This window comes from Desulfosporosinus meridiei DSM 13257, assembly GCF_000231385.2.
GTDB classification, from domain to species: domain Bacteria; phylum Bacillota; class Desulfitobacteriia; order Desulfitobacteriales; family Desulfitobacteriaceae; genus Desulfosporosinus; species Desulfosporosinus meridiei.
Window position 1 is genome coordinate 2159861 of sequence record NC_018515.1, and the last position, 25169, is coordinate 2185029.

Below are 25169 nucleotides of genomic sequence, written 5' to 3' on the forward strand. Positions count from 1 at the left end.
TTTCTAAATGTGTATGTTTATTGCAGTCGGTTTTGGTGTTAAAAATAAGCCGAATGAAGAAATTAGTTTAATAGCACCATTGGATTTATATATAGAGCCTTTGGAAAATGAGTCATTAAAAGTGGTTTTAAATTCGCACAAATATCGTACCTTTTGGTTAACTAAGGGAGGGTGTTCTTGTAAGCTGCTCAGCGCCAGTTATAAAGAAAGTGTAGTGGCATTCCTTAATGCAGCAATTGAAAATGATTGTTTAGTTACAGTTCTTATGTTAGATATTCCAGGAGATATAAGCAGTTACTGTGTTAAGCCAGAAAAAGTAAATAAGGAGAAAATCAGTTTTATAGACTTCAAAACTTTGTATCCAAATATTTTAATTAATACTCGATATATTATTTCTAAGATCTAAGTGAAATGTTTTAAGTAAAAAGAGGTGTAAAAAATGGATATAGATAATGCGGAACAGATAGGAATTCAGTTGTGGGAAGTCTTAATCCACACAGATGCCCCTAATAACCCTTATTATCAGAGTTTAATTATTGGATCTAAAAACTTTTTTGATCTTGCAAAGTGGCTTGAACTGGAGATAAAAAACAAATTTCCAGTTAATACAGACGTTGTCGAGGTTAGTCAATTTGATGAGATTGGATCGAAAATAGGGCTTATCAAGATTTCAGGTAAATCTTTTTATCAGAAAGAATAAATGTTTTAAAGCAAAAAATGGTTCTGTAGCAACCTCAAACTAATCCTTGATTTATATATAGTAGGATATCTCTCTAAGTCGAATAAAAACCTAATAAGCCCATGAAAAAGCATACTCCCGGAAAGGGACATAGAAAATATGAACCTAAGTAAGGAGATTGAAATGAAACAAATGAGATCAGGCTTAAGAATACGATGCTTAGGTATTAACGAAGAAGTTAGAACTGCTATCCTGAATTTAGCATGCTTTTTGCGGCAACAAGTTCACTTCCCAAGAGTAGTGGTCTACGTTAGAAAGACTAACCGGTAAAGAATATATATGGAGAACTAGTATATGGGACGTTCTTTGCACCATACGATAAATTAGTAGAACCGTATATTCGTTTAGCAACAGGTGATTTCTATAAACTTAAAGAGGAATTGGGAAGAGATGATGCTTTAGCAGCAATTTTGCACACATTTGCTCATGAGGTGGTTCATTATGAGCAATGGGTAAAAGATGAGCTATTTAATGAAAGAAGAGCTAACTATAGAGCTACAAGGTTAGTTCATAAATATGCGGAAACAAGAGATCATCCTTAAGATAAGAAATGTTCATTATGTAAAATGAACTGAAATCTAAATGAATACCCAATTAATTAGACCACTCTATATGGTATGCTCCTCTAAAAGTAGTCAGGTTAAATAATAAAACCTACTACATGAAAGGGGAGCATTTCTTCTGTCTAAAAGATGCTAAATAGCTCACGACTGTTAAGAATCTCAGCGATACAGTACTGGCCAGTTACACGTATCATCCGAATGGTTTGCGCAAAGCTAAGACTGTAGGAAGCACGACGAATAACTACCATTATGATGAGACGAACTTGGTCAGGATAACCAATGGCAGTGGGGGGACAGTTTGGACCTTCACCTGGGCTGACGGAAAACCGGTGAGCATGACTAATGCCAGCGGAACGACATTCTATTACGTCACTAACTTCCGCGGCGATGTCATCCGTATTATGGATGGAAACGGTAATTCCGTTGCAAGCTACAGTTATGATCCTTGGGGTAAGGTGCTGTCAGTATCCGAGAATGCCGCTGTTGCAGGACAACCTCTGAGATATGCAAGTTACGTCTATGATACTGAAACTAAGCTTTACTATTTGCAGACTCGATATTATGATACGGAAACGGCGAGGTTTGTTTCGAGAGATAACAATTTTGGTTCGTTTGATAATCCTATAAGCCAGAATTTATATCAATACGGATTCGATGACCCTGTAAATTTTGTTGATGTAGATGGTAAGAATCCAGTCCTAATAAGATTCGCCTTATCGTTACTTGGACGATATCTTGTGAGATACAGTTTAAGTTTTAATGCAGCTTGGCATATTGGTGAAAAAATGATTAAGATTGGAATTGCTCCAATTCAGGTTATTAATACATTGAGATTTGGTCAAAGGTTTTACGATATTACAGAAGGTTCAGATGTTTTGTGGCATAAAGGAATTGTTGTTGTTCTTAGGGGAAGGCAGATGATTACAGTGTACGATGGACCAATAAAATGGTGGCGATGGCTTCCATATTGATAGACTCTTGCACAGATAGCCCCCTCTATAAGGGATTCTGTTCTTTCGACTAGCATAGTATTGTGAGTATATGTAATCTTAAAGAATTTAACTTCTATTAATTATCATTGGAGGTTTTATTTAAAATGTATGAAACAGGATGTAAATGTAAGGAACAAACTAGATTTCTTAAAGTTGAAGCGGATTTTTGTGCGGATTCGATATGGTGTAACAATTGTCAATCCAACTTAGATTTATCTAGACTGGCATTATCTAATAAGTTGAAAAGGGAATTATCCGAGTGGGCATTAGAATTCGGGAAATGGCTAAAATTAGATACTGATGAATTAGTTTCTAATGCCAAGGAACTTGAAGATGCACACAATGTCATGGGGGCTATACTATGCGAGAAAGTCAAAGAGGAATTAGGCAATTCCTACATGGTTTTTTTTACTCCCTCTAGTTTAGTTCGTTCCTACTCTCAAAAACTGTTATAATTCAACTGAAACCCAACTACTGTAAGTGCATGAACAAACTGAAACTTTCACCATAATCCGTAAATAATTTTGATTTTCGGTATCCAAACCTTATGGTGAAAAACTAATAAAATTAACTCAAGACTATTTTTGTTATCAGTATCGAATCCAAAGTTATCTCTGTCACAGCCATGGTTTATCCCTCTCTTCAGCAGTATTGACAAGCTGAGCTTGTTCACTCTTGTCCTAATAAATTATGAGAATGATTGACAGCCTGCGTCAGGCATGGGGGCATTAAAAGATTCTGAAAAGGGAAGTACCCTGCTATCTCGACCAACAGCGGGGTACTTCTCTAGATTAAAAAGCCTGACAACTGAGGTTGTCACACTCTTAAGCCTGGCCACATATCCTATGAGTGAAATTAGCACCAAGGAGTGTGGATATCATGACTGATACAGTAACTGATGCGTATCTTCAAAGAGTACGGAGACGGACAACCTACCTCCTCAAATTTGGATCCGGATCCGAATTTGAACTACAGCCAGGCAGTGCTTTTTTTAGGTATCTCAAAGGAAGAACGGGCGCAATTCATCCTCGATATGGATATCGAGGGAATGACTAATCAGGAACTTAGGCAAGCGGTCCTGTATGCGTATGCCAATGATACCTGTTAACCCTGTACATCCGGATGGGAAGTTACCGGAGATTTAACCCGGAGGAATATCTATAACCTGACCAATAGATAAAACATTGGGGTTTGTTATTTGAGGATTAATGGCTAATATACTCTCAATAGTTACATCAAATCGGGTAGCAATAATATACAAGGAATCACCGGGTCTAACTATATATGTAGTAACCTCCGGCCTGGGCTCGCATTCAGCACCTAAGGCAACCCAAGTTTCCTCATCAGCGATACCTGTTCTTTCAAGCTCTCTTTGGCTTCCTTGGAAGGCAATGAGAGCTGCTTCAGTTCTTTGACCAAAGATACTGTCTATTGGACCAGGGTTAAATCGGGCAAACATAAGAAGTTTTTGTAATCTGCTAACTGCCGAACCACGATCTCCACGGCGTAAGAGCGGGCATTTTATGTTGCTGGTTGGGATGATAATAATCTGTCCTGGATAAATTAAATCTGGATTAGTGATTTGAGGGTTGATGGCGAGAATGGCCTCAACAGAAGTATTATAGGTTTGAGCAATTGCAAATAGGGTATCACCCGCTTGAACAATATAATTCATATAAGCCTCCCAATGTTTTATACTTATGTATTCTTGAAGGCTTTAGGGTGTGTATTAGTTCTGAATTTTTCATTGGTGATTTAAAAGATCACTGATTGGTACGGCAATTTCTAGGGAAAGAAAAATATTGCGGCATTATGGGATTTAATTGATTATTTATAGTGTATTATGTATAATTTGCATTGTTGTAAAAGTGATTGGAGGGTACTGAATATGGGAAAAGCGTTAATTATCGGCGCTGGAGGAGTAGCCAGTGTTGCTATTCATAAATGCTGCCAAAATCCAGATGTTTTTGAAGAGATTTGTATTGCCAGCAGAACAAAAGAAAAGTGCGACGCCATCAAAAACAAATTGGAAGGAAGCCAAACGATTATACATACCGCTCAGCTCGATGCTGATAATACCGAGGCGGTTATTGAGTTAATTAAAAGCTTTAAGCCTGATATTGTGATAAATCTGGCGCTCCCATATCAAGATTTGACGATAATGGATGCCTGTTTGGCTACCGGAGTGGATTACTTAGATACTGCGAATTATGAACCCCCCGATATTCCGAAATTCGAGTATAAATGGCAGTGGGCCTATCGGGAGAAATTTGCCCAAGCTGGAATTACAGCTTTGCTGGGCAGTGGTTTTGACCCTGGAGTTACCGGGATCTTCTGTGCCTACGCTCAAAAGCACTATTTTGACGAGATCCATACCATTGATATCGTCGATGCCAATGCTGGGGATCACGGTTATCCTTTTGCCACCAATTTTAACCCTGAGATTAATATCCGAGAAATCACGGCCAACGGCAGATACTATGAAAATGGGTCCTGGATTGAGACTGAACCTCTGGCAGTGAAAAAAGAATATGATCTGCCCCAGATAGGCCCCAAGAACATTTACCTGTTATATCATGAAGAACTTGAATCCCTGGCCATCAATATCAAGGGAATCAAAAAGATTAGATTCTGGATGACATTCTCGGACAATTACATCAATCATCTGCGGGTTCTGGAGAATGTGGGTATGACCTCCATTGAACCAATAAATTTTGAGGGGCAACAAATTATTCCCTTGCAGTTTTTAAAAGCAGTGCTGCCTGATCCGGCTTCCCTGGGCCCCAGAACTAAAGGGAAGACGAATATCGGTTGCATTATTCAAGGAACTAAAGACGGTAAGCCCAGAACTTACTATGTTTATAACGTCTGTGATCATCAGGAGTGTTATGCTGAGGTTGGTTCTCAAGCCATCTCCTACACAACCGGGGTTCCGGCCATGATCGGGGCAATGCTGATGCTCAAAGGAATTTGGAAAAAACCCGGCGTCTTTAATGTAGAAGAATTTGATCCGGATCCCTTCATGGAAGCTTTAAATAAATGTGGTCTGCCCTGGCAGGAAGATTTCTCGCCAACCTTGCTAGATTGAGGTGAATTAATGGACATCGACATCAAGGCCCTGCCCACACCCTGCTATATAGTCGATGAAAGACTATTCTTAAGGAATCTGGAAATCTTAAATTCTGTGCAAGAACGAACCGGCTGCAAGATTCTGCTGGCTCAAAAAGGTTTTTCCATGTATTCCTTGTTTCCTCTGGCTAGTAAATATCTGACGGGTGTAACTTCTAGCTCGTTATTTGAAGCCAGACTGGGCTATGAAGAAATGGGGAAAGAAGTTCATATTTATGCCCCGGCTTATATAGAAGAAGAATTCGAGGAAATCATGAGTTATTGTGATCACATTTCCTTTAATTCTTTCGATCAATGGAATAGATTTAAGGCTAAAGTAAAAAACCAACCCACTAAACTTATAAGCTGTGGAATACGTATCAATCCGGAATACTCGGAAATAGAGACCCCGATCTACGATCCTTGTTATCAAAATTCCAGACTGGGTGTGACCTTAGCTAATTTCCGGCCTGACGAATTAGAGGGCATTGAGGGACTTCATTTTCATACCATGTGTGAGCAGAATTCCGATACCCTGGAGCGAACCATTCGGGTGGTTGACCAGAAATTTGGAGAGTATATCAAAAAAATGAAGTGGTTGAATTTCGGTGGAGGTCATCATATTACCAGGTCTGATTATGATATTGAAACCTTAATCCGCTCAATAAAGTACTTTCAGGAGAAATATGGCGTAGAAGTTTACTTGGAACCTGGTGAAGCCGTTGCCTTAAACACCGGATTTTTGGTCGCCAAAGTTCTGGACATCGTAGACAACGGAATGAAAATCGCCATTTTAGATACCTCTGCCGCTTGTCATATGCCCGATGTGTTGGAAATGCCCTACAGACCTAAGATTATTGATGCCGGAAAGCCAGAGGAGTATTCTTATACTTATAGACTTGGTGGACATACTTGCCTAGCTGGTGATATCATTGGTGATTATTCATTCAAACAGCCATTAAAATCTGGGGATAGGCTTGTTTTTTGTGACATGGCACACTATACTATGGTGAAGAATAATATGTTCAATGGGGTTAATCTGCCTTCGATTGTATTATATAATGAAGAAGAAGGAATTAAAGTCGTTAAGCAATTTGGCTATGAAGACTTTAAGAATCGTCTTTCCTAAGGAAAGGTTGCAGATTATCAACCGCTGGTGAGGTATTGTATGAAGGACTTAGCTGATTATCAAAGAAGTGGAAATAACAAGAAGAAGTATGTTCGGGATTTTCCGGAAGGAATTTTGGATGTTATTGAAAAGGATTATCCCGAGCGATATTCTATGATTGTGGAGGGGCTAACCTCCATAGCTGTCTTATTTTCCGCGGAAGAATGGATTGAGATCCTAACGAAGTCCAGAAATTCCTTCAGAAGCCACATACAACGAACTAATTTAACAAAAATATATCCTCTGCAAGGAAATAAAGCTAGATTCGGGTGAGTCGATACTTATCTGCATCAATCGATGAATTTCCTGTTGCTTCAAGTGGGTATGCTTAAGTTTACTTCGGTGGGGTTTAACTTCCGCACCGAAGTCTTTATGCTCAACTTTAGTCAAAGGTATCAATTTGTATTTAGCATAGCAAAGTAGAAATTCAGGCTAAGCTTGACCGTTGTCTGAATTTTTTAAATTTTGTTGGATAGAAGGAATTTGTCCCTTTACACAGAATTATAGAATGTTGTATATAAATATATTGTTCTATTATACGGTATGATTAAGAGGAGGTTAACCATGAGTTTCCGCGTAGCAATTACAGGTTTTGGTCGAATAGGTCGTCTTACACTGCGTTCAGCCCTGAATCAATCACTGCCCTTTGAAGTGGTGGCAATTAATGATATGGGCAGTCCGGATATGCTGGCCCATTTGCTCAAGTACGATTCCGTTCACGGAACCCTTCCGAATAAAGTGGAAGTTGATGGACGAGCATTGGTTATTGATGGCAAGCGAATTGAAATTGTTTCAGACAGAAATCCTTTAAACTTACCCTGGGCCGAACTGGGGATAGACATAGTCGTGGAATGTACCGGTAAATTTAAGAAACGTGATGACGCTGCCCAACATATTACAGCAGGAGCGAAAAAGGTGCTCATCTCCTCTCCAGCCAAAGATGAAGATATCACCATTGTCATGGGAGTTAATGATGATAAATATGATCCCTTGAAACACCATGTGATTTCCAATGGTTCTTGTACCACTAACTGTCTGGCCCCCGTTGCCAAGGTATTGCTTGATTCATTTGGAATTGAGCAGGGGATGATGACTACAATCCATTCAGTTACTAACGATCAACGAACCGTCGATGTAAAGCACAAGGATTGGCGCAGATCGAGAGCCGCCTATCAATCAATGATTCCGACAACTACAGGAGCTGCTAAAGCAGTAACCCTTGTTATACCGGAGTTAACCGGGAAAATGAACGGACTATCTGTTAGAGTGCCAACCCCGAATGTTTCTTTAATTGATTTTGTGGCCAACTTGTCAAAACCTGCAACTAAAGAAGAAGTTAATAATGCCTTACGTGAGGCTGCCAATGGCCCCATGAGCGGCTATCTGGAATACTCAGAATTACCCCTTGTTTCACATGACTTCAACGGCCATCCGGCCAGCTCTATCGTCGATGGCTTATCTACCATGATGATGGGTGATAACATGGTCAAAGTGTTGGCTTGGTATGATAACGAATGGGGCTATTCCTGCCGCATTGTTGATATGGTTAAACTAATGGTTACAAAAGGATTGTAAGTTGGGGGAGGTACCATGAGAAGGACTAAAATTGTCTGTACTATTGGTCCGGCAAGTGAGTCAGGGGAAAAGGTTCAAGCTCTGCTGGCAGCGGGAATGGATGTTGCTCGTCTTAATTTTTCCCATGGAACCCATGAAGAACATGGTCGCAGAATCGCAACTTTGAAAGAGGAAGCGGCGAAGGCGGGAAAACACTTAGGTATTCTGCTGGATACCAAAGGGCCTGAAATACGGACAGGTAAAGTTCCTGAAGCTGGTGTGGTTCTGGCCAATGGGTTAACCTTTATTCTAGACACGGATTTGAACAGAGTTGGTAATCAGGAACGGGTGGGAATTACTTACCAGGATTTATGGCGTAAAGTAAAACCAGGCAGCCGTATTCTTATAGACGATGGACAAATCGAACTGGAAGTTACAGCCGCTGAGAAGGAAATAATTACCACCACGATTCTTAATGGTGGTGTTTTAAAATCTCAAAAAGGGGTTAATATTCCCAGTGCCCTGATTGATTTGCCGGCTGTGACGGAAAGAGACATTGAGGATATTCGCTTCGGAATTTCTCAAGGAATTGATTTTATCGCTGCTTCTTTTACTCGGAAGGCCTTAAATATTTTGGACGTGCGCAGGATTTGTGAGGAGATGAATGCGGATGTACATATCATAGCCAAAATCGAAAGCCGGGAAGGGATCGATAACTTAGATTCTATTCTTGAAGTCGCTGATGGTCTCATGGTAGCCCGAGGGGATCTGGGGGTAGAGATACCCGTAGAAGAAGTTCCGATTCGGCAGAAGGAAATGATCCGCAAGTGTAATTTGTTGGGGAAACCCGTTATCGTAGCAACTCAGATGTTAGATTCTATGATACGTCAACCGCGACCAACACGGGCGGAAGCTAGTGATGTAGCCAATGCTATCTTAGATGGTACGGATGCCATTATGCTGTCCGGGGAAACAGCAGCAGGGCTATTCCCTATTGAAGCCGTCCGAATGATGGATAGAATATCTCAGCGCACAGAACTAACTTGCTTGGACAATAAGGCAGCTCAACATCCTCAAGTCAATGTTGCCGAGGCCATTAGTTTTGCCAGCTTTACCATTGCTAAAGATCTGCAAGCAGCGGCAGTTCTGACACCCACCCATTCGGGTTTGACCGCTTGTATGATTTCCAAGTACCGTCCCCTGGCCTTGATTGTGGCAGCTACTCCATTTCCTGAAACAGCCAGGAAGTTAGCCCTGAAATGGGGGGTAGAGTCAATCGTTGTGCCTCAGAGTTCGGGAACGGATGAAATGGTTTCGGTTGCCGTGAATACTTCCTTAAATAAAAACTATATCAAGTCCGGAGATATAGTCGTCATTACAGCAGGTGTTCCCATCGGCAAGGTAGGTTCTACCAATATGATCAAAGTCCAAATAATGGGGAATATCATTGCCAAAGGAATGGGGATTGGACGCAAATCCTATTCCGGTACCGCCCGCAGAGTTCAAGTACCGGGTAAGGACACTTTTAATGACGGAGAAATTCTAATTGCCCAATCTACGGATGCAGAATTTGTTCCTTTAATTGCTCGCGCAGGAGCGTTAGTCGTTGAGGAAGGTGGTCTGACGTCACATGCCGCTATAGTAGCAGTACAGTTCGGTATTCCGACGATTGTCGGTGCTGTTGAGGCTTTTTCTAAGGTTTCAGATGGTCAGACTTTAACCGTTGATGCCATGACGGGCTTGATGTATGAGGGTTCTGTCAGCATTTTATAAGGATTTATAGGATCCAGAATCTCCAAACAGCAGTGAAGGCCAGTCAGTCACGAGCATTATTCCGTGATTAAGCCTGAAGAAATATGGAATATGGTTAACTAATGAATAGAAGGATGGCTCTGCCATCCTTCTATTTTACCTTGGCGGAAAGATCTATCACTATTTTATTATATTAAATCTTAGGCGGCGAAAGTTGAATAGCTTGATTTGGAGGCTGTCTTCAGGAATACTACCACAGGTAGATAGTGATTCCCTAGTTATGGTATAATTAACCTAGAGTCTATCCTTCCTCATTATTAAGGTAAGATAAGGGGGGGAACTTTAGGTGGGAAAACGACCAATGGAGTCTGAATTTGAACGCTGGGAAAAAATCGATGGTGTGATTTATGATATGACGCCACCCCCATCCTCCCAACACCAAGCGATTGTGGGGAGTTTATTCGGGGAGTTTTATAACTATTTTAAAGGTAAACAGTGTAAAGCTTTTCCTGCCCCCTTTGGAGTCTGGTTAGATGAAGAAAACGATATTTATGTTGAACCGGACATAACCGTGATATGTGATCGAACAAAGATACACAAAAAAGGTTGCGTAGGTGTACCTGATTTAGTAGTGGAGGTCTTGAGTCCGTCCACAGCTTTAAAGGATAAAAGGATAAAGTTAAAGCGCTATAGACTCTCAGGAGTCCATGAATACTGGATAGTTGATCCCTTCAATCAGATAATGGAAGTATACAGTTTTTCCGAGAACCTCTTCGCCGAACCTCAAATCTACGGAAAAGAAGAGAATGTAAGAGTAGCTTTGTTCCCGGATATGGAAATAAACTTGGGAGAAATATTTAACTAGTTATAGTTAAATAAGCCTAGTTTAGGAGTTAAATTTGATAATCCGCCAGAGACTTAACCATAAGTTAAGGGCTCTGGCATTGTTATAGAGCTTTAGCAAAAAGCCGTTAGGCAAAAATTAATATTCGCAAATCTGACGAATAATAGCGAGGTTAGCATGAAAAAAGAATCCATCTATGGATTAACCCTGGAACAATTGATTGAGTGGCTGCAAGATCATGGGCAAAAAAAGTCCCGAGCTTTGAGAGTCTGGGACTGGCTTTATAGAAAGCGCGTTGCAACTTTTTCGGAAATGACGGATCTCAATCCTGAGTGTCTGGAATTATTAACAGATCACTTTACACTGCAATCTTTAAGAGAACATACAAGCCAAGAATCCGTGGATGGAACGATTAAATTCTTGTTCAAATTACCGGATGAGAACCTGATTGAAACAGTCTTAATGAGACATAAATTTGGTTCATCCGTTTGTGTAACAACTCAGGTTGGGTGTAATATTGGCTGCAGTTTTTGTGCCAGCGGTTTATTGACCAAACATCGTGACTTGTCCGGCAGTGAAATCGTGGAGCAAATCATGAAAGTTCAAGAATACATGGATAATGCTCACCAGGGTGAGAAAGTGAGTCACGTAGTCGTCATGGGAATCGGCGAGCCTTTTGATAATTATATAAATGTTATGGACGCTTTACGCATCATAATAGACCACAAAGGACTTGCCATCCCCGGCAGGGGTATCACAATATCTACCAGCGGTTTGGCGGACAAGATTTATGAGTTTGCGGACAGTGATTTAAAGGTAAATCTGGCCATCTCCTTACATGCCCCAACCAACGAACTCCGTGAGCAGATTATGAAAATCAACCGGGTTTACCCCCTGGAAAAGATAATCCCAGCTGTTGAATACTATCTTGCAAAAACCAAACGGCGGGTAACCTTAGAATATATTCTGCTCAAGGATCTGAACGATCAGCGTGAACATGCTCTTCAGCTGGCAAGTTTAATAAAAAATATCCAACAGCTTATCAATATCAATTTAATTCCCTATAACCCGGTGGATGAACATCCACAATATCAGAGAAGTGACCATGAAACCATGCTCGCTTTTTATGATGTTCTTAAAAAGCATGGAATTAATTGCAGTATCCGTCTGGAGCATGGCAGAGATATCGAAGCCGCCTGCGGACAATTAAGGAGCAAGCAAGTTAAAGCAAACCAGGGATGAGATTAGTTAACTGGTTCAACTAGAGATAAGGAGAGTCACAGAATGTACAGTTTTAAAGATGATTATAGTGAAGGGGCACACCCCAGGATCTTAGAGGCCTTAATCCAGACTAATCTTCAGCAGATGAAAGGGTATGGTGAGGATGAGTATACAAGAGAAGCAATCGAGCTGATCAAAAAAAAGCTCAAGCACAGGGATGTAGATGTTCATCTTCTTTCAGGAGGAACCCAAACTAATCTTACGGTGATTTCAGCATTTCTAAGGCCTCACGAGGCGGCCATTGCAGCTAGTACCGGGCATATTCTTATTCATGAGACCGGGGCTATCGAAGCGACAGGGCATAAAGTACTCTCTTGCGAAGTTAGGGATGGAAAGCTGGCCCCGAATCATATCCAAGCTGTTCTGGATGCCCACACGGATGAACATATGGTCAAGCCGAGGTTAGTTTACATCTCAAATCCCACAGAAATCGGCTCGATTTATTCCAAGGGTGAACTCGAAGAATTGAGCCGGTATTGCCGGAGCCATGGTTTGATATTATACCTGGATGGAGCACGCTTAGGTTCTGCTCTATGTTCTGAAGAAAATGACCTCGAACTTAGTGACCTGGGAACTCTGGTTGATGCCTTTTATATTGGAGGTACTAAAAATGGAGCCCTCTTAGGAGAGGCCTTAGTGATCTGCAAGGATTCCCTGAAAGACGATTTTCGGTTTCATATTAAGCAAAAGGGAGGGCTCTTGGCTAAAGGCCGAGTGCTGGGCCTGCAGTTCCTGGAGCTTTTCCGAGATGATCTCTATTTTGAACTAGCCAGACATGCCAATGCAATGGCCAAGCTGATCAAGACGGAAATTGGTGCAGCCGGATATCGATTTTTCACCCATTCTCCATCTAATCAGATCTTTCCCATACTGCCTAATTGGCTGATTGCTAAGCTTCAAGAAGAGTATGCTTTTTATGTTTGGGCAAAAATCGATGAAGATCACTCGGCTATTCGGCTTGTAACTTCCTGGGCAACAAGTGAGGAAGTTGTAAGCGCTTTGAGAGAAGAGATTAGAAAGGCCGCCAGAAACTAACAAAGTTAGAGAAATAATGGGCAGGAAGTAATTTGCTGATTTGGAAAAAAGGGAAAATATACCACATCATCAACAATATACATTTAGAAATTTATCTAAATGTATATTGTTTTTTTGTTAATAGAAGGGTAAAATACATTTAGATGATCTTCTAAATGAAAGGGGGAGGGACATGGGGTTTCAGGAATCTTTAAAAGCAATGTCCGATAAAACTCGACGAGAAATTTTAAATTTGCTGAAGAATGGTGATATGACAGCAGGAGATATTGCGGCTCATTTTTCAATGACCCAGGCCACTGTGTCACACCATCTTTCGGTATTAAAGGACGGGGGATTAGTTACGGATCGACGGGATGGCAAATATATATTCTACGAGCTGAATACTTCGGTCATTGAAGAAATCATGGCTTGGTTAATAGAGCTGAAAGGGGTCGATAAACAATGAAAAACGAGAAAGTAATGATGAGATTAATGTGGGCCATGGCCTTGATTCCTCTGGTAATTACAGTCTTCATCTTTAATAATTTGCCTGCAGAAATTCCTATGCACTGGAATATTCATGGCGAAATTGATGCCTGGTATCCAAAATTCCCAGGGGCGTTTATGGCTCCGCTAATCGGAATAGCAGTAACCCTGCTGGTAGCCATATTACCAAAAATTGATCCTAAAAAAGCAAACTACGACAGATTTAAGGATCAGTACTTTCTAATTAGATTTATCCTAGTCGCTTTCTTTGCCGTTCTGCAATTTGTAACAATGTCAATTAGTTTGGGAGCGACCTTTATTAAAGTTGATATGATTATTAAACTAATGTTGGGTATTCTTTTAATAGTTCTGGGAAATTTGATGCCTAAGTTTAAACAAAACTATTTTATGGGCATTAAGACACCTTGGACTCTGGATAATGAAGTGGTGTGGGCCAAGACCCATCGTCATGGGGGCTTTGTTTGGTTTATTGCTGGACTCATTATGAGTGTATTGGCATTCTTCCCCGGGAGTGGCAGTGCCTTTGTCTATTTTGCTGTAATATTTGTTTCTGCCCTTGAACCTATCTTGTATTCTTGGGTTCAACATCGCAAGCAAAAGTTGCAATGAGTAATATCTAACTATTAAGATCAGCATTAGTGAAGAGAACAAAGCAAGAGGGAGTATGAAAACTGGGTCTAAATCAAAGTGATTATTTCTATAGGATAGCGGTCTGCTTCCACAGGTGAAGAGACCGCTTTTGCTCTAATCCTCTTTTCTTTAATCCTAGAGAAAGCAATTGTAAAGAATATGCTATAATAAAAAGCGGTGAAGATTTTAGTAAGAAGTGACCGTTGCAAGGAGTTTAGTTTATGAAAGATCTTTTTACTCGTATCCGCTGTATACTCACTTTAGGTATTGCCTTTGTTTTCTTAAGCAACCTTTTTATCAAATCAACCTTAATGGATGATTTTAATCTGCTGATGATGATTGTTGTCGTTGGGCTAAGTTTTTGGGAGGTTAGGGGTACGACTTTGGTAATTGGCTTTATGCTATTTGCCCTAAGCATCCTTCTTTTTCTTTTCTACCATGCGCCTCTTAATGTTTGGCAGCAAGCCTTGCAAGAAAATATTTATCTTGTCGTAATGTTTACCTTGGTACCACTCTTAGGTATTCCCATCAAGCATGGAGGATACTTTGAAGCCTTACAAGGGGTCTTTAAGCGTTATGTTTATAATGATAGCCGTTTTTATCTGCTGGTAAGCTTTGTGTCTGCCTTTGTAGGAGTATTGGTAAATTTGGCCGTGGTTTCTCTTGTCCTTCAGATAAGCCAGGCCAGTACTAGAAGCTCTAACAGGAAGCTCTTAAGTTCTGCCATTGTTCGAGGTTTTGCAACTTGTACGATTTGGGCTCCTACCACTGCAGCCATAGCTTTGATCGTGCATCTAAGCGGAGCAAGCTGGCTTCTTTTTTCTCCTTATGCCATCTTATGTGGTGTAATAGCAGGCTTAGTAGGTTACTTTATGACCATGTATGAGGAAAAAAGGGCTGGGATGAGCGCTGCTTCTGCATTTGAGGAGCCTGATGTTAAATATGATGGGAAGAAAGTATTCGAGCTGAGTGTTTTTAGTATAATTTTAATTACCGCTATTGCTGTCATCTCCTTAGTTACAGGAATACATACGGTTATTGTGGTTTCCTTGGCATCACTGATCTTCCCATTTGTTTGGATGGGGATAATTGGTCGTTTAGGGATCCTGATTAGGGAGTTTAGAGGTTATTTTCAGGAAAGTGTTCCAAAGCTTAAGAACGAAATAATCCTTTTTGTTGGTGCCGGACTTTTTGCTACCAGTATCAATTACTCTCATTTAGGTAATTATCTATCTGTGATTTTATCCCTCTTTGTCGGACAAAATGCTGTATTGCTTGCTATCGTAATTATCGTTAGTATTCTGATACTCTCTGCCTTAGGCATTCACCCTATAATTCCGGTGACTATTATTGGCGGCACGGTCCAAGCTGCAGCTTATGGCGTAACTCCAACCTATGTGGCCCTTATTTTAGCAATTAGCTGGGCTATGGGAATATCCATTTCACCCTCATCGGCAACAGTTATCGCCTTATCCGGCCTGACAGGCCAGTCTCCCATGAATGTGGGTCCCCGTTGGAATAGCTTATATGTGATTATTGCCTCCACTTTAATGATCCTTATTTTAACGGTCTTTCGACTAATAGGGTGGCTTTAGCTTTTTTGAATTTTTTTACTCCGGCCCCTCTAAAAAAGAACTGAGGATCGTATTTACATAAGAGGCTTTCTAAGCCGAATTATATATGTGACTGACTGCCGGAGGAGAAATAATGAAACCTTTACAAACAAGTAATGCTAATGAAGCCATTATGAGCGATTACCAGGAATCAAAGGATTTATGCTTGGTTCCATGCCATGTGACCTTCGTGTCGAGAAACAAGGTCAAGTTTTATCGAGAGTTTGATCTTGAACAATACAGTAATGTAATTCCGTATTTAGAGAAAGAAGCTCTCTTAACAATTTCAAAGCTTAAAACCTCTTTGCTATTTGGCAAAGGTATTATAGAGAAGGTGACCTGGGATATAGATACGTCTGAGCAAATTATCTATTTTGATATAATTCTGGCTTCAGGAGCCTTCCATACATCTTTTGTAGAGCTTTTAGGATACTTAAGTACTGTTTTTATGGATTCATGATGTTTAAGTCTAAGATCCTTTCATTCTAAACTTTTTAGATAATTAAAAGACATGGACTGATAACCGTCCATGTCTTTTAATATTATTAAATAAGAGATACTCACTTAAAAGGGAAATACTTGTATTTTCTCAATCATTTCGATAGATTGCAGAGTAATGGATTTAATAATAGTTTAGCTTGATTATAAAGAGAACGGACGTTTATTTAACGTCCGTTGCTGTTTGCTCCTCATAAGGCCAAAGCCAAGTTCCGAAGAAAACTAAGAAATCCCAAAAAGATCTTAAAACCCGCATATCGTCATCTCCTTTCAAGGGCAATAAATAGTTAGGAGGGATGTAGTTTGACAATTCAGAAATTATATTTCTTATAATTTATAATACTCCGCTAAAGAAAATCTGTCAATTTAAGAACAGGCAAAATCATCATAATTGCAAACTATTATTACTATTGTTTCGGATTCCGGTGTGATTTTTATCACACTAAAACAAACTGTAAGATCACGGTATGATACGTTTAATTGATATAAACTAACCTTAGTCAAAACGAGTTACAAAAACAATTTAAATAAAATTAGGGGGAAGAAATATGAGTATGTTTTGTTATCAATGTCAGGAAACCGCCAAAGGAACCGGGTGCACGATTAAGGGTGTCTGTGGGAAGAACGAAAACGTCGCTAATTTACAAGACCTTCTGATCTATACATTGAAGGGAATTGCCGTTTACGCGGTTCAAGCGCGGGAACGTTATCTTATTCGCAAAGATGTAGAAAAATTTATCATGGAAAGCCTTTTTAGCACAATTACTAATGCCAACTTTGATAAGGCTCGTTTCGTTGAACGAATTCAAGAGGCACTCTTACTCCGCGAAGATCTTAAACAAGCTCTCCTTAGAGTGGGCGGCGTAATTCCAGAGAACTTACACGACGCGGCAACTTGGACGGCACCTGCCGAAGAGTTTGAAAAGAAAGCTGCAGTGGTTGGAATCTTAGCCACAGAAAACGAGGATATTCGTTCCCTCAGAGAGCTGCTCACTTACGGGCTAAAAGGGATGGCGGCTTATGCAGAGCATGCTTATACTCTAGAGCATAAAGAAAGCGGAATCTTCGCCTTTATTGAAAAAGCCTTGGCAGCGACTATTGATGATACATTAGAAGTCGGCGATTTAGTGGGTCTGGTCTTAGAGGCCGGAAAATATGGTGTGGATGTAATGGCTCTTTTAGATAAGGCTAATACCTCCACTTACGGAAACCCTGAAATCACGAAAGTGAACATCGGAGTCAGGAACAACCCGGCCATTCTCGTCAGCGGTCATGATTTGAAAGACCTTGAAGAATTACTCGTACAAACCGAAGGAACAGGTGTCGATGTTTATACTCACGGTGAAATGCTCCCGGCTCATTACTATCCGGCTTTCAAAAAGTATGACCATTTTGTAGGGAACTACGGAAATGCTTGGTATAAGCAAGACAAAGAGTTTGATTCCTTTAACGGTCCCGTTTTCTTAACCACTAACTGCCTTGTTCCTCCGAAAGATTCCTACAAAGACCGAGTCTACACAACAGGAGTTGTAGGATTTGAGGGAGTTAAACACATCGCCGACCGGGCAGACGGAAAGGCCAAAGATTTTTCTGCTTTGATTGCCCATGCTAAGAGCTGCCCAGCTCCGACGGAGATCGAAACCGGTGAAATCATTGGGGGATTTGCTCATAATCAAGTAATGGCCCTGGCAGATAAAGTGGTTGACGCCGTAAAATCCGGAGCCATTAAGCGATTCTTCGTAATGGCAGGTTGTGATGGTCGCATGAAGAGTCGGGACTATTACACTGATTTTGCCAAAGCACTCCCTCAAGACACTGTAATCTTAACCGCCGGCTGTGCAAAATATAAATACAATAAGCTTAACCTAGGTGATATCGGCGGTATTCCAAGAGTCCTTGATGCAGGACAATGCAATGACTCCTATTCTTTAGCAGTCATCGCCTTGAAACTTAAGGAAGTATTCGGCCTCGATGATATTAATCAACTGCCGATTTCCTACAACATTGCCTGGTATGAGCAAAAGGCAGTCATCGTACTGTTAGCCTTACTCCACTTAGGTGTGAAAAACATTCACCTCGGACCAACCTTACCGGGCTTCCTGTCTCCGAATGTGGTTAAAGTTTTAGTTGAAAACTTCGGTATAGCTGGCATTTCCAATGTTGAAGATGACGTCAAAATGTTTATGTCATAATGCCCACTAAGTAATTTAGTGAATGGACTGCCTTCCACATGAAGGCAGTCATTTTTCTAAGGCGGCATGTTATATGGTATGAGAATTAATTCACATAACCAATAGGAGGTGTTCATACAATGGGAACGCAGAATCTGAAACTCACTCGTAGGCATTTTCTTAAATTGACTGCTGCTACCGGTGTCGTGGCAGGAACAATAGGCACAGCTTCCGTAATTCGTCAAGCAGGTGCGGCGCCTAAGCAAGGTGACTCGAAAATCAACTATGTGAGAACAACCTGTTCACCGAACTGTACAGGGGCGTGTGGAATGAATGCCCTTGTCGAAGACGGTCAGATCAAGTCAATTATTCAAGCTGCTGATTATCCCGAAGCAGACTACAATCCCCGTGGTTGCCTGAAAGGGCTATCTATGACTAATTTAATTTATGGTCCTGACCGCCTGCAGAAACCTCTTATCTTAACGGGAAAGCCCGGTTCAGGAGATTTTAAAGAAGCTTCCTGGAATGAAACCTTGGATTATACAGCAGGACGACTGAAGGAAATTGCCGAGAAATACGGGCCGGAATCAATCGGGGTGGTCTTTCAGGTAGGAGGAACCGGATACGTTCAAAAAGGGGCGGTCAGCCGTTTAGCGACCTTAGCTGGCTGGACAATGCATCATGCTTACGATCAAAACGGAGACTTGCCCATGTTTTGGCCAATGACCTTTGGAGTTCAAAGTGAGGAAATTGAGCCAAGAGAATGGCATAATTCTCGTTACGTTATGGTTTTTGGCTCCAATATCTTGGCGACTCGAATTCCAGATGCCCATTTTCTCTTAGAAGCGAGAAATCGGGGGGCCAAGATCATGGTTTTTGATCCTAACTTTAGTCCTACTGCCGCAAAAGCCGATGAATGGTTTTCGATTAAACCAAGCAGTGACGCAGCAGTTGCCTTGGGTTTAGCACGGGTATTAATTGAAGAGACTCTTTACGACTCTGACTTCATTAAAACCTTTACAGATCTGCCCCTCCTGGTACGTGTTGATAATGGCAAACGACTTAAGGCTGATGAGGTAAAAGGCCTGACTAAACCGTCAGATATTCCGGCCTATCGAGAAGCTTATGTTGCCTACAATGGGCAGTTTAGGGCGGTACATCCGGAAAAACTCGATCTGCCATCAGATGTGGTGATCGAAGGGGAAGTGGATGTGACCTTAAAAACAGGTGAAACCGTCAAGGTCAAACCAGCCTTTCAATTACTAAAAGAATGTTTAAGCCAATACACACCTGAAGAGATTGAAAAAACTGCAGGGATACCTAAAGATGATCTGCTGCGGATTGCCCGAGAAATGGCTGGCACTAAACCTCTGCATGTCATCTATGGAGCAGGAAATTATCAGTGGTATCACGGTGATCTGAAAGGAAGGGCTTTAGCCTTGTTGCCGGTTCTTACCGGAAATATTGGCAAGCCAGGTGCCGGAATATCTACATATGCCGGCCAATATCGAATTCGTTTTAAGGTTGCAGAATGGTGGGTTCCGGAAGGGAAAAAACAAAACTGGCTGCCCTTTCTCTATGTTCTTCACGGTCCCACTAAAACCATGAAAGCCAAGTGGCCCAAAAACGGGATAAAGGCCCTTATTGTGGGCTGGGGTAACCCCTTTGATCAGCACAACATGTCCAACAGACTGCGGGAAATGGTGGAAAAAGAGGATTTAGAATTTGTCGTCACCACTGATTTCCAGATGACTACCTCCTGCCAGTACAGTCATGCTGTATTACCGGCTGTGTCCTGGTATGAAAAGACAGATCTGGTGGCCACTCCGGTACATCCTTATCTCCAACTCCAGCAACGGTTGGTAGATCCTCTTTATGAGGGAAAACCGGAGTTTTGGATTGTGCGAGAATTAGCCAAGCGGCTTAACCCGGACTTTGAAAAATATTTTTATCCTGACTTGGAGCCTAATCAGGCCGCAGAAAAAGTTATCGAACTCCTGCTGGAAACCGGTGGACCTGAAGTGGCTGGGATTACTCTGGAACACCTCAGAAAAGGCCCGGTTCGCCTGAAGTCCGAGGTCCCCGGAGGCAGGCAGATTCCCTTTTATGAACAAGTCCAGCATAAAAAGCCTTTTCCGCCAGTCAGCCTGCCGGCTAAACTTGAACAAACTGCTCAGTTTGTGAAGAGTGGAAGGATAGAATTTTACAAAGATGAAGATCTCATGCTCCAAGCAGGCGAGGCCCTGCCCGTGCATAAACCTCCTTTTGAGGAAAGTGAATATGCCTTAAATCCCTTAGCTAAGGAAAAGTATCAATTTTGTTATGTCACTCGCAATGCTATTTATCGTGTCCACTCTACCCATTCAAATAATGTTTGGATGAACGAGCTTCAAGAAGGAAAGCCGAGAGTATGGCTTAGCCCTGAAGATGGCCAAGAAAAAGGGATTAAGGAAGGGGACGAAGTTGAAATCTATAATGATCGCGGTAAACTGACAGCTTATGCGATTATCGATCCGGGGGTTGGGCGAAAACAGGCTGTCTTTGAACAAGGGTGGTGGAGCCGTTATCTAAAAGGAGCATCCTATAATTCTTTAACCTATCCCTTTATTAAACCCACTCATGAAATATACTTTGTTCCGGGAATGTGGTCTCCCAACACGGCCTGGAATGAATGCCTCTGTGATGTGAGAAAGGTTGGTGATAGTTTATGAGACTTGGGATGGTGATTGATTTAGATCGCTGCATCGGCTGCCGTTCTTGTGCTGTTGCCTGTAAATCCCATAATGCCCAGCCACCCGGAACTTGGTGGAATAGAGTGTTTACTCCCGGGGCCTCTTTTCATCAAGCAGCCGTGGGTAAAGACGGAGCTCTGTCCATGGAATACCTGCCCGTATCCTGTCAAATGTGCGATAATCCCGCCTGTCAAAAAGTTTGTCCATCAGGGGCTACCTATACGAATGAACGGGGAGTGGTTCTCATCGATTATGAGCGCTGCATAGGCTGTCGATATTGTATAGCTGCCTGTCCTTATGGAGTTCGTCAGTATAATTGGGAAGATCCGAAAAAGGCCAAAGATCGGGTTGGGTATGAAAAAGGCTATGAGTATGGCTATCCTGAGGATTTTCGAGATAAAGACGGCAGGCTGGTGTTCACTCCCAATCGCCCCGTGGGGGTGGTGGAAAAATGCACCTTCTGTGCCCAATACACCTCTCAAGGGGAAGAACCTGCTTGTGTCCGGGGCTGTCCGGGGAAGGTTCGGATTTTTGGAGATCTGGATGATCCTAACTCTGAAGTCAGTAAACTGCTTAAAAAGCGGCAGTCCTTTCGCCTAAAAGAAGAGTTGGGTACTTCGCCCAAGGTATTCTATCTGGCCCCGGCGAAGCCGATACGCTAAAGGAGGTGGATTGACATGAAAAAAAATAATTTACTCATGGTTCTGGCAGGTGTTTTGATTCTGATTAGTTTAATTGCTTGGGGATACCAAATAAACCAGGGCTTGATCGTCACTAATATGCGAAATCCATTTAGTTGGGGCTTATATATTGCAACCTTTGCCTTTTTTGTAGGGGTGGCAGCCGGGGGATTGATTATTTCCTCTTCAGTGTATCTTTTCAACATTGAAAAGCTGAAGCCTTTTACCAGAATTGCGTCTCTCTCGGCCTTTGCCAGCATCTTAGGGGCTGGAGCCATGATCTTTCCGGATATGGGCCGGGTAGATCGGGTTTGGAATATCTTTGTTTATCCTAATTTTAAATCTCCTTTGGTTTGGGATGTTATTGTTATATCTGCTTACCTTCTAATCACCTTCTTAAGCGTCTATGTTCAACTATTGCCGGATTGGAAAAAGGAAGGACGGGGGTTTTTAAATGGGTGGACTAAGGAGCGCCCTCAAGAATATGTAGAGGCCTTTTCGAAAAAATGGTCTAAACGGGTTGCCTTGGTAGGGTTACCGGTAGCTATTTTAATTCACACTGTGACAGCCTTGATTTTTGCCACTCAGGAATCCCGAGGGTGGTGGAATACGGCTGTGCTGCCGCCGGACTTTGTTTCTGTGGCAATTGCCTCGGGGACTGCTCTTGTCATGGTTATAGCTTTGTTCGCTGTGGGTAAGGAGCGATTTGAACAGTATAAGGGGGCATTTCAAACCATGGCCCTAATTGTTGCAGGTTCTTTAGTTGTTCATTTCTTCTTTGTCTCCGTAGATTTGCTGATCCATGGCTGGTGGGGAAGCCCTGAAGGTAAGGAGGTATTATCCCTTATTTTCAGTCACTATGGCTTCCTCTATGGGACAGAACTATTGCTTCCTGCTTTCACAATGGTATTCTTTTTAACCAAGAAAGGAAAAAATAGTTTTAATGCCTTGATAATTGGGAGTTTGCTTCTTTTTGTCGGAGTATTTGCTCATCGTTTAATGCTGATGTATCCTGCTTTTAATTCGATTCCCCTTTCCTTGGCTATTCCAAGTGCGGGCATTGAAAGTTGGGCTTATCCAGTGGCAATTGGACAGCTTCAGGAGGGTGTGCCGGTCTTTGTCAGTTCATGGGCCTATATGCCAACACTTATTGAGTGTGCTGTTGCTCTTTTACCCTTTGGACTGCTACTCTTTGTGGTTACCTTGGCGTTAAGAATGTATAATTTTGTGCCGCAAAAGTAGGAGTGTGAAAGTAAGGGGACAATGCCCGTTCACACACGTTACGTTCACTGGCTCGCTGGATGCTGAAGGAATTGCGCCAACCACTGGGCGGCGCAGGAAGTGAACCTGGGCGCAATTGGCCCTTCAGCATCGGCGCTCGCTTTACCGTGAACTTCACTAAAGTGTTCACTAAGCAAAATGTCCCCTTAGTTTCTGGTCGCCTGGGGCTGGGGGACGGAAGGTGTGGAAGTAGTGAAGTATGGTGAAAGTAAGGGGACAATGCCCGTTCACACACGTTGAGTTCACTGGCTCGCTGGATGCTGAAGGAATTGCGCCAACCTTTGGGCGGCTCAAGATGTGAACCTGGGCGCAATTGCCCCTTCAGCATCGGCGCTCGCTTTATCGAGAACTCCACTAAAGTGTTCACTAAGCAAAATGTCCCCTTAGTTTCTGGTCGGCGGGGCTGGGGGACGGCGGGTGTGAAAGTAGTAAAGTATGGTGAAAGTAAGGGGACAATGTCCGTTCACACCTCTGCTAATGTTCCTTTAGTTTTTGTGGTGCAAAAAAAATTAATGATGAATATATTAGGTTTAAACTGACTTCACAAAAAGGAAGGGATACTTATGCAGTACTTAACAGTGCCGCTGGGGCAACATAGATTGCCGCCGTTACCTTATTCCTATCATGCCCTTGAGCCGGTTGTTAGCGGAAAATTGCTGGAAATTCATCATAGTCAACATCATAAAGCTTATGTGGAAGGTTTGAATAAGGCAGAGCTTAAAATGGCTGAAGCGCGGGGTAAGAGGGATTACAGTCTTGTTAAACATTGGGAGCGGGAAATTGCTTTTCATGGTTCCGGTCATATTTTGCATAGCATTTATTGGACTTCGATGGCCCCTATTGGGAATCGGTGGGAAACTCCCGGTACTCAAATTCATAATTTAATGGCTAATTATTTTGGTAGTTTTCTTGCGTTCCAAGAACAGTTTAGTGAGGCTGCAATTAATGTGGAAGGGTCTGGCTGGGCTGCGTTAGTATGGCAACCCGGATGGGGACGCTTAGAAATCCTAGCAATCGAGAAACATCAGAATTTCTTTCAGGTTGGAGGCATTCCGCTGCTTGTAATGGATGTATGGGAGCATGCCTATTATCTGGATTATCTATCGAAACGCAAGGAATATGTTAGGTCCTGGTGGCAGATCGTTAATTGGGCTGCTGTTGAAAAGAGACTGAATCTAGCTTTGGTAGGTCAGATGCCGCTAGTAATTAACTAGAGTATTAAGAACCCCGGAGCTTTGTCCCGCTATTTCTATAGTTAGGTTATATGACAAAATCAGTATTATTTAAACCGAGGACTACTAAGGTGTTCGGTTTAAGTTATACTGATTTTGTCATTAAAGAATTGATTATGTTTAAAAAAATAAGGGCAAATACATAAAAATTTGTAGAACTCAAAAGCTACAAAGCAGGTCGCTGTTTTAACAAAATAGGAGGGTGTTAATAATGAGAAAATGGGAAGATTTAACCAGAGATGAAAAAGAGATTATCAATACAATGAAAATGCAGGGGATTGGTCCTGATGATCTAATCGAAAGGATGAAAAATTCAGGACGAATGAGCGAGGAAGCTCTTCAGAATTTAAGGAAAGCCCTTGACGATGTAAGGCAGTTTTTGGTGCATTAATTTAGGGGTGTGAAAGTAAGGGGACAATGGAGCAGTATCATTTTAGTTGAGTCAGAAAACTCGTAAATCTGGAAAGAATGGTTGTGAAAGGATGGATATTCCAGATGCGAGATTATGACGATGACTTTAAAGAAGAAGCTATCAAATTGTCCTATGAATTAGGACCCACCAAAGCCTCCAGACAATTAGGCATACCTTCAACGACATTACGTACATGGCGCGACAAATTAAATAAACATGGCGATCAAGCCTTTGTAGGTAGTGGTCACCCGCGTATCGACCCTAAAACTGCAGATATAGCTGCATTGGAAAAGAAGATCAAAGAACTGGAATCAGCTAACGATATTTTGAAAAAAGCATTAGGTTTTTTCGCCGAGAGCCAAAAGAGATAGCTGCACGAGAACTATTCAGATTTATAC

Annotated in this window: 27 protein-coding genes and 1 pseudogene; 27 read left to right on the plus strand and 1 reads right to left on the minus strand. The window is 41.8% G+C overall.

The features are described 5' to 3' along the window. Positions 1-7: 7 nt before the first annotated feature. The 6 genes and pseudogenes from DESMER_RS09920 to DESMER_RS09945 all read left to right on the plus strand — a co-directional run. Entirely contained in the window at positions 8-406 is a 399-nt protein-coding gene (locus DESMER_RS09920; RefSeq protein ID WP_014902910.1) for a hypothetical protein, read from the plus strand. A gap of 33 nt (positions 407-439) precedes the next feature. Further along, entirely contained in the window at positions 440-700 is a 261-nt protein-coding gene (locus tag DESMER_RS09925) for a hypothetical protein (protein ID WP_014902911.1), read from the plus strand. A 419-nt stretch (positions 701-1119) separates the two neighbouring features. Next, complete coding sequence (locus DESMER_RS23770) at positions 1120-1281, plus strand: hypothetical protein (RefSeq protein ID WP_158405964.1); 162 nt, start codon at positions 1120-1122, stop codon at positions 1279-1281. Positions 1282-1565: 284 nt separating this feature from the next. Beyond that, positions 1566-2273 (plus strand): RHS repeat-associated core domain-containing protein, encoded by a 708-nt coding sequence (locus DESMER_RS22575; protein WP_014902912.1) that lies wholly within the window; start codon positions 1566-1568, stop codon positions 2271-2273. Between the two features lie 125 nt (positions 2274-2398). Beyond that, entirely contained in the window at positions 2399-2749 is a 351-nt protein-coding gene (locus DESMER_RS09940; RefSeq protein ID WP_014902913.1) for a hypothetical protein, read from the plus strand. A 440-nt stretch (positions 2750-3189) separates the two neighbouring features. Beyond that, positions 3190-3372: pseudogene (locus DESMER_RS09945) on the plus strand (DUF3102 domain-containing protein); the annotation flags it as partial. A 63-nt stretch (positions 3373-3435) separates the two neighbouring features. On the opposite strand, the gene DESMER_RS09950 reads toward DESMER_RS09945, so the two are convergent. After that, on the minus strand, positions 3436-3969 hold the full coding sequence (locus tag DESMER_RS09950) for a LysM peptidoglycan-binding domain-containing protein (RefSeq protein ID WP_014902915.1): 534 nt from the start codon (positions 3967-3969) through the stop codon (positions 3436-3438). Between the two features lie 213 nt (positions 3970-4182). Between DESMER_RS09950 and DESMER_RS09955 the strand changes: the two genes are divergently transcribed. From DESMER_RS09955 to DESMER_RS10050, 21 genes are all read left to right on the plus strand, one after another. Beyond that, the gene (locus tag DESMER_RS09955) at positions 4183-5382 is read left to right on the plus strand and encodes a saccharopine dehydrogenase family protein (RefSeq protein ID WP_014902916.1); all 1200 of its coding nucleotides are present in this window, start codon (positions 4183-4185) and stop codon (positions 5380-5382) included. Positions 5383-5391: 9 nt separating this feature from the next. Beyond that, positions 5392-6531: a carboxynorspermidine decarboxylase gene (gene nspC / locus DESMER_RS09960; RefSeq protein ID WP_014902917.1), complete on the plus strand. Its 1140-nt coding sequence runs from the start codon at positions 5392-5394 to the stop codon at positions 6529-6531. A gap of 39 nt (positions 6532-6570) precedes the next feature. Continuing rightward, positions 6571-6843: a hypothetical protein gene (locus DESMER_RS09965; protein WP_014902918.1), complete on the plus strand. Its 273-nt coding sequence runs from the start codon at positions 6571-6573 to the stop codon at positions 6841-6843. A 291-nt stretch (positions 6844-7134) separates the two neighbouring features. After that, positions 7135-8145: a type I glyceraldehyde-3-phosphate dehydrogenase gene (gene gap, locus DESMER_RS09970; protein ID WP_014902919.1), complete on the plus strand. Its 1011-nt coding sequence runs from the start codon at positions 7135-7137 to the stop codon at positions 8143-8145. A 15-nt stretch (positions 8146-8160) separates the two neighbouring features. Then, on the plus strand, positions 8161-9897 hold the full coding sequence (gene pyk, locus DESMER_RS09975; RefSeq protein ID WP_014902920.1) for a pyruvate kinase: 1737 nt from the start codon (positions 8161-8163) through the stop codon (positions 9895-9897). 325 nt (positions 9898-10222) lie between these two features. Continuing rightward, the gene (locus tag DESMER_RS09980; protein WP_202949405.1) at positions 10223-10741 is read left to right on the plus strand and encodes a Uma2 family endonuclease; all 519 of its coding nucleotides are present in this window, start codon (positions 10223-10225) and stop codon (positions 10739-10741) included. A 156-nt stretch (positions 10742-10897) separates the two neighbouring features. After that, positions 10898-11962, plus strand: coding sequence for a dual-specificity RNA methyltransferase RlmN (rlmN, locus tag DESMER_RS09985; RefSeq protein WP_014902922.1), 1065 nt, complete (start codon positions 10898-10900; stop codon positions 11960-11962). Between the two features lie 42 nt (positions 11963-12004). Beyond that, positions 12005-13036: a threonine aldolase family protein gene (locus DESMER_RS09990; RefSeq protein WP_014902923.1), complete on the plus strand. Its 1032-nt coding sequence runs from the start codon at positions 12005-12007 to the stop codon at positions 13034-13036. 172 nt (positions 13037-13208) lie between these two features. Further along, a complete protein-coding gene (locus tag DESMER_RS09995) occupies positions 13209-13481 on the plus strand; it encodes an autorepressor SdpR family transcription factor (protein ID WP_014902924.1) in 273 nt (90 codons plus the stop codon). Next, entirely contained in the window at positions 13478-14131 is a 654-nt protein-coding gene (locus DESMER_RS10000; protein WP_014902925.1) for an SdpI family protein, read from the plus strand. The genes DESMER_RS09995 and DESMER_RS10000 overlap by 4 nt, the downstream gene beginning before the upstream one ends. Positions 14132-14373: 242 nt before the next feature. Continuing rightward, positions 14374-15747, plus strand: a complete 1374-nt coding sequence (locus DESMER_RS10005; protein ID WP_014902926.1) for a hypothetical protein — start codon at positions 14374-14376, stop codon at positions 15745-15747. Between the two features lie 112 nt (positions 15748-15859). After that, on the plus strand, positions 15860-16225 hold the full coding sequence (locus DESMER_RS10010) for a hypothetical protein (RefSeq protein WP_014902927.1): 366 nt from the start codon (positions 15860-15862) through the stop codon (positions 16223-16225). 586 nt (positions 16226-16811) lie between these two features. Continuing rightward, on the plus strand, positions 16812-18455 hold the full coding sequence (hcp, locus tag DESMER_RS10015) for a hydroxylamine reductase (RefSeq protein ID WP_014902928.1): 1644 nt from the start codon (positions 16812-16814) through the stop codon (positions 18453-18455). Positions 18456-18574: 119 nt separating this feature from the next. Next, positions 18575-21145 (plus strand): molybdopterin-dependent oxidoreductase, encoded by a 2571-nt coding sequence (locus DESMER_RS10020; protein ID WP_014902929.1) that lies wholly within the window; start codon positions 18575-18577, stop codon positions 21143-21145. Next, positions 21142-21828, plus strand: coding sequence for a 4Fe-4S dicluster domain-containing protein (locus DESMER_RS10025; RefSeq protein ID WP_014902930.1), 687 nt, complete (start codon positions 21142-21144; stop codon positions 21826-21828). Before DESMER_RS10020 ends, DESMER_RS10025 begins: the two co-directional genes overlap by 4 nt. A gap of 15 nt (positions 21829-21843) precedes the next feature. Beyond that, positions 21844-23088: an NrfD/PsrC family molybdoenzyme membrane anchor subunit gene (nrfD, locus tag DESMER_RS10030; protein ID WP_014902931.1), complete on the plus strand. Its 1245-nt coding sequence runs from the start codon at positions 21844-21846 to the stop codon at positions 23086-23088. A 71-nt stretch (positions 23089-23159) separates the two neighbouring features. Continuing rightward, the gene (locus tag DESMER_RS23780) at positions 23160-23333 is read left to right on the plus strand and encodes a hypothetical protein (protein WP_158405966.1); all 174 of its coding nucleotides are present in this window, start codon (positions 23160-23162) and stop codon (positions 23331-23333) included. A 63-nt stretch (positions 23334-23396) separates the two neighbouring features. Next, a complete protein-coding gene (locus DESMER_RS10035) occupies positions 23397-23666 on the plus strand; it encodes a hypothetical protein (RefSeq protein ID WP_148275274.1) in 270 nt (89 codons plus the stop codon). Between the two features lie 24 nt (positions 23667-23690). Then, positions 23691-24341 carry a superoxide dismutase gene (locus DESMER_RS10040; protein WP_014902932.1) on the plus strand — a complete coding sequence of 217 codons (651 nt, stop codon included), beginning with the start codon at positions 23691-23693 and terminating at the stop codon, positions 24339-24341. 229 nt (positions 24342-24570) lie between these two features. Beyond that, positions 24571-24750, plus strand: a complete 180-nt coding sequence (locus DESMER_RS10045) for a hypothetical protein (protein WP_014902933.1) — start codon at positions 24571-24573, stop codon at positions 24748-24750. A 104-nt stretch (positions 24751-24854) separates the two neighbouring features. Then, the gene (locus DESMER_RS10050; protein ID WP_014902934.1) at positions 24855-25142 is read left to right on the plus strand and encodes a transposase; all 288 of its coding nucleotides are present in this window, start codon (positions 24855-24857) and stop codon (positions 25140-25142) included. Positions 25143-25169: the final 27 nt, after the last annotated feature.